Raw genomic sequence first — 5,091 nt, 5'->3', positions numbered from 1 at the left:
AGAACGCCAATGTTAGAGAGGCCCAAAACGACCCCCACTCCCAACAAATGGCCAAAGCTGGCAACCCCAATGACTTCTGGCCAGGTCATTCCCAGTACCGGCCCAGTCTCTGAGGCCACTCCAGAGGAGGATTTGAAGCTCAAGTAAGCCAGCCCTGTGCAGAGCAGAATGATCACGGCGTTCAGGGGGGACCAGGGGCTGGTTTGAGCGGTCAGAGCCAACAGCGCAACAACAGGCATCATGGTTTCCATCCTCAGCTCAGGTTAACCGACCCTTAGATTACCCCTCCTGCTGGGATCCCCTCGCAATCTGCACATGAATTGCAACAAAACCTCACACTACGGCTTTTCTCTGGCTTCAGGGGCAGTTTGCCGTTGCCGGGATCCTTCGGGAATCCTTGGCCAGGAGAGGAAGGTGCCCCCATGGCTGGGGTTGTGAGGAAAATAAGGCTTGGGCTGAGAAGCTGGGCAGGTCTCTGCCGTATACTAACGAAAGTTAACAAACTTATCTCTTCGATCTCTTTTCGGTGTGATGACTGGGACGCGCTGCCTCGACCCATCCTCTCTGTCTGCACTGTGCGCACCTAAGGATGGCTGCCGATGACTGTTGCTGCTACTGCTGAACCAGCCCAAAAACCTTTCGCATTGCCTCGTGAGCTGTTGGGGCCACCCTCGGAATTTTGGAATCCCACCTTGCTGATGTTTTTGGCTGCGGTGGTGCTTTCGGCCTCTTGCTTTGGCGGGTACGCCTTTTGGCACTGGCCCAAATGGATGGTGTTCTGGCTCAATTTTGTGGCCCTCTATGTTCTGGGCACGGTGATTCACGATGCTTCCCATGGCTCGGCCCACCGCAACCGCTTTCTGAACGAGGCACTCGGACACGGCTCTGCCCTGTTGCAGGGTTTTGTCTATCCCGTCTTTAAGCGGGTACACATGCAGCACCACGCCCACGTCAACCATCCTGAAGACGATCCCGATCACTACGTCTCGACAGGGGGGCCGCTGTGGCTGATCGCGCCGCGGTTTTTCTACCATGAGGTGTTTTTCTTTAAGCGGCAGCTCTGGCGGAAAGGTCGCTGGGATCTGCTGGAGTGGGGCTTGAGTCGGCTGGTGGTTATCCTGACCTTTGGTCTGGCCAGCTACTTCGGCTACACCGACTACATCATGAACTATTGGCTACCCCCTGCCTTTATCATGGGGTTCTTGCTGGGCTTGTTTTTTGACTACCTGCCCCATCGCCCTTTTCAATCCCAAGAGCGGTGGTACAATGCCCGCGTCTATCCCGGATGGCTGACCAACATTCTGCTGTTGGGGCAAAACTATCACCTGATCCACCATCTCTGGCCTTCTGTTCCCTGGTACAAATACCAAGCAGCCTACTGGGCAGCCAAACCTGAGCTGGACGCGCGCAACTGCCAGCAAACGCTGGGGATCTGGGAGAAGGGAGAGTTTTGGGGCTTTTTGTACGATGCTCTGATCGGTCTGCACTGGCACAAGCCCACTTCAGCTCACCCCGCTGCGCCAGCCAATCCAGAATCGGAGGGATCCCCTGCGGATCCACAGCTTGGCTAGCATGGTTTGGCCAACGCTGCAAGTCCCGCAGGTGCTGCTGTTTGTGGAAGCGGCCAGCCTGTTGCAGGACTCTAGCCAGGTTTTGTTGCAGGCCGGTCGGGCAACGGCAGATTTGCCGGAGTTGATTGCAGAAGCGCAGGCGCGGGCCGAAGTCCAGGTGCAGCTCCTTGGGATCCCCGCAGACTTGCGGGCACAGGTGCGAGGGATCCTCAGGTTGACCTCGCCCCAAGAGGTGCTGGCCTACTTGCAGGACTTGCTGGACAGGGGATCTGGCCCGGATTTGGAAGCCTTTTTGGAGCAGGCGGGATCCGCCTCTACAGTGCTGCGCTTCCCCCCCCTGTTGGTGGGGGCTGTGGCTCTGCAGGTGGTGCTGGAGCGGTTGGACTTTTCTCCAGAAGAGCGGGCTGTGGTGCAAGCCCAACGGGATCAATGGGAACAGGCCCTGGCGGAATTGGCCACTCACCACAGGGTTTCCCCAGAGCCGCTCCGGGCCACTGCCGAGACGGTGCTGCGGGCGGCTTCAGCAGAGGAGCTGCTGCAACTGGGTCAGGATCTTTTTCAAGATCTCCAAGATCTCGCTGTTGCTGATTCTGAGCCAGAAGCCGAGCCTCAGGTGGAATTGGCGGGGCCTCTGCTGTTCATGATGGTGGCGGATTACCTGCTGGCCCAAACGGAGTATCCGCTTACCCCGGAGCAGCGGCTGGACTTGCAAACCAATCGCGCCGCGGCAGAAACCCGCTACTTGGCCATGCAAAAGTTGGGCCGCATTGAAAACTTGGCGGAGCAGCAGGCTTATATTCGATCCTGGATTGACCAAGCTTCCGTACCGGATTTGCTGCAGGCTTTGGATCGCTTTTTTGCGGCGTCTGAACCCAACTCATGAGGCTCAGGGATCGCCGAAGATTTTGGATCCCCTATGCTGGAGTCAAAGGGATCCCACTTGAGGTGTGAAAGTGGACTGGGGCAGCCTGTTCTGGATTTTTCTGATCTTCAGCTCTTTGCAACCTCTGCTGAACCGTCGTGCCCAAGAGTTCCGGCGCTTGATGGCCATTCGGGAGTTGGAGCAAAAGCGGGGCAGCCGGGTGATTCTGCTCATTCACCGCCAGGAGTCGATCAGTTTTTTGGGGATCCCGGTTTCCCGCTACATCAGCATCGAGGACTCCGAGCAGGTATTGCGGGCGATTCGCCTCACTCCACCCAATACCCCGATTGATTTGATTTTGCATACCCCCGGTGGCCTGGTGCTGGCCACGGAGCAAATTGCCCGCGCCTTGATCCGCCATCCGGCCAAAGTGACAGTGTTTGTGCCCCACTACGCCATGTCGGGGGGGACGATGCTGGCCCTGGCCGCCGATGAAATCGTCATGGATGCCAATGCAGTCCTGGGGCCGGTGGATCCACAGTTGGGGGGGTATGCTGCCGCCAGTATTCTGCAGGTGGTGGCGGATAAACCCATTGCCGAAATCGATGACCAAACCTTGATCCTGGCAGATCTGGCCCGCAAAGCGATGCAACAGGTACAGAACTTCGTGCGGGATCTCCTGAAGGACGATGTGCCCAAGCGCAAAATTGCCCCCGAACGCATCGAGCCCCTCATCCAGTACCTAACCAGTGGACAAGTTACCCACGACTACCCGATCACTGCCGAAGAAGCCCAAAGGTTGGGCCTGCCCATTTCTACTGAGTTGCCACCCCAAATCTATGCCCTGATGGACTTGTACCCACAGGCCACCATGGGCCGCCCTTCCGTGCAGTACATCCCCATCCCCTATGATCCTCGCCCCTCTCTGCCCAGGGGGGGATCCCGCTCTGGCTTAGGGTGAACTCTTGGCGTAAGCTTCCATAGCTTCCAGGCGCAGCCCCCCTGCCCGGCGAAACAGCTCTTGTCCGGTGTGCAGATGGCGGTCGTCGAAGTTCAGGGGGAAATACTGCAGCTCCTCTAGAGCGTCCTCTAGGTGGTTGAGGGCGTAGTAGAGGCGAGAAGCCACTCCCCCCAGGCTGCTGGGATTGGGGAGGCGGCCAAAGATCTGCTGGGCTTGGGCCAGTTTCTGCGCACACTCTTCCAGATAGTCAGCAAAAGACTGCAACAGGTTGGGATCAAAGGGATCCGCCGCCAAAGCATGCAACTGAGGCTCTAGGGAAGACAGCAGGGGCCCCAAAACTCGGTTTAGGGGGGTGTAGACCTGTTGGATCCAGGCTGCGCGGGCGATGGCTTCGTGGCTGACGGTTTCACGGGGGGATCCCGTCGGCTGGGGGCGGGGTGAGGTGCGGCTGGAGTGCAGTTGCCGATCGTATTCGCGGCGAGATTGCGGATCTTTGAGCACCGCGTAGGCAGCGTTGATCTGGCGGATGCGCTCAGCGGTGGCCCGATCTTTTTTGGCCAGCAGGCTGTCGGGATGGTGGTACTTGACCAAACGACGGTAGGCAGACTTGATCTCCTCCGCCGTCGCCGCCACGGAAACGCCCAAAACTTCGTAGTGGGATCCCACTCCCGATCCGCTCTCCATAACCCCTAGGCTTGCCGGAAAGAAAAGAAACTTCCACATTGTACCTGCAGCCTAGAATAAAGGTGAGTTTTCCGGTGCTGCCCCATGTCTTCCGCCTCGCCCCAGGGATCCCCCAATCCTTTCAGTGCCCTCTTGGGGGCCGCCATCGCCGTCAGTTTGGGCTACGGGTTCTTTCAACTGCTGCTCTCGATGTTGGCCAAGTTGCCGCCAATTGAGGTGGAGATTGGATCGTTGGCCCGCGGAATCAGCATTCTGGTGCGCTACCTGCTGGTCGGTTCCGTTTCCCTGATTGCCTTCATGTTTGCCATGGTGGGGTTGGGGCTGGCGGCCTATTGTGTGCAATTGCTGGGAGAGCGGCTGACCTCCTCTCAGCGCTGAACCTAGGGGCACAACCTCTGGCCGACTCGTTGGGCGTTTATCATGATGAGCCAGCTTCTTCTCAGCGCAGCACCACCTTGGGGGAGAGCAACAAAGTCAGGGATCCCTGGCGGTAGTCAATCCGGCCTTCGGCAAAGCGCACTTGGGCTAGGCCCGCTTTTTTGAGGGTGATCGCGTCGGCATGGGCCGGGTTCAGCCCAATGGCCGTTTGCACCCACAGGCTCAGATCCGGCTGGTGACCGACCAGAGCCAAAGACGCCAGAGGTTCCCGCTCTGCTTGCCAGCGCACCAGGTCAGCAAAACTGCCCCCCGGAGCCAGCGGTTCAAACACCTCCACAGCTTCGGCCAGGTTCTCGTCCAAAAAGATCTCAGCCGTCTGCCGAGCCCTCACCAGGGGACTGGTGAGCAGGAGATCCCACCTCCAGCCCATGTTCTTGAGCTGGCGGGCAACCTTGCGGCAACGCTTGCGACCTTCGTCTGTAAGGGCCCGAAAGGCATCCTCGACTTCTGGCCGGGGTTCCTCGGCTATGCCATGGCGAATAAAATCCACGGCCAATTCCTGTCGGGCAGTCTGCTTTTCTGCCGCCCCCTGATGGTGCTCCGCGCTGCTAACGCAAACGCCCTCCTGTTGTTCA

7 protein-coding genes are annotated in these 5,091 nt (G+C 58.6%); 4 read left to right on the top strand and 3 right to left on the bottom strand.

The window, feature by feature from the left end:
* Nucleotides 1-242, bottom strand: a 242-nt coding sequence (psaK, locus tag NW820_RS02485; RefSeq protein WP_011431775.1) for a photosystem I reaction center subunit PsaK, incomplete at its 3' end; no start/stop codon positions are given.
* 357 nt (nucleotides 243-599) lie between these two features.
* On the opposite strand from psaK, the gene NW820_RS02480 reads away from it, so the two are divergent.
* From NW820_RS02480 to NW820_RS02470, 3 genes are all read left to right on the top strand, one after another.
* A complete protein-coding gene (locus NW820_RS02480; RefSeq protein ID WP_011431774.1) occupies nucleotides 600-1,571 on the top strand; it encodes a fatty acid desaturase in 972 nt (323 codons plus the stop codon).
* Nucleotide 1,572: 1 nt separating this feature from the next.
* On the top strand, nucleotides 1,573-2,454 hold the full coding sequence (locus tag NW820_RS02475) for a hypothetical protein (protein WP_414406599.1): 882 nt from the start codon (nucleotides 1,573-1,575) through the stop codon (nucleotides 2,452-2,454).
* 64 nt (nucleotides 2,455-2,518) lie between these two features.
* On the top strand, nucleotides 2,519-3,394 hold the full coding sequence (locus NW820_RS02470; protein ID WP_414406598.1) for an SDH family Clp fold serine proteinase: 876 nt from the start codon (nucleotides 2,519-2,521) through the stop codon (nucleotides 3,392-3,394).
* Here the strand turns inward: NW820_RS02470 and NW820_RS02465 are convergent.
* Nucleotides 3,386-4,078, bottom strand: a complete 693-nt coding sequence (locus NW820_RS02465; RefSeq protein WP_414406597.1) for a J domain-containing protein — start codon at nucleotides 4,076-4,078, stop codon at nucleotides 3,386-3,388. The two genes, NW820_RS02470 and NW820_RS02465, sit on opposite strands and share 9 nt — an antisense overlap.
* Nucleotides 4,079-4,162: 84 nt before the next feature.
* Here NW820_RS02465 and NW820_RS02460 point away from each other — a divergent pair, with 84 nt between their 5' ends.
* The gene (locus tag NW820_RS02460) at nucleotides 4,163-4,456 is read left to right on the top strand and encodes a DUF3082 domain-containing protein (protein ID WP_414406596.1); all 294 of its coding nucleotides are present in this window, start codon (nucleotides 4,163-4,165) and stop codon (nucleotides 4,454-4,456) included.
* A 61-nt stretch (nucleotides 4,457-4,517) separates the two neighbouring features.
* Here NW820_RS02460 and sixA read toward each other — a convergent pair.
* Nucleotides 4,518-5,091, bottom strand: a 574-nt coding sequence (gene sixA / locus NW820_RS02455; protein WP_414406595.1) for a phosphohistidine phosphatase SixA, incomplete at its 5' end; no start/stop codon positions are given.

This window comes from Synechococcus sp. R55.7, from assembly GCF_047461955.1.
GTDB lineage: Bacteria > Cyanobacteriota > Cyanobacteriia > Thermostichales > Thermostichaceae > Thermostichus.
The sequence above is the reverse complement of the archived record's forward strand: the minus strand, read 5'-3'. Positions and strand labels throughout refer to the sequence as shown.

Bases quoted from the DNA above. Each gene is read 5' to 3' on its own strand.
- NW820_RS02480 (WP_011431774.1), top strand. From the start codon at position 600: ATGACTGTTGCTGCTACTGCTGAACCAGCCCAAAAACCTTTCGCATTG.
- NW820_RS02475 (WP_414406599.1), top strand. From the start codon at position 1,573: ATGGTTTGGCCAACGCTGCAAGTCCCGCAGGTGCTGCTGTTTGTGGAA.
- NW820_RS02465 (WP_414406597.1), bottom strand. From the start codon at position 4,078: ATGGAGAGCGGATCGGGAGTGGGATCCCACTACGAAGTTTTGGGCGTT.
- NW820_RS02460 (WP_414406596.1), top strand. From the start codon at position 4,163: ATGTCTTCCGCCTCGCCCCAGGGATCCCCCAATCCTTTCAGTGCCCTC.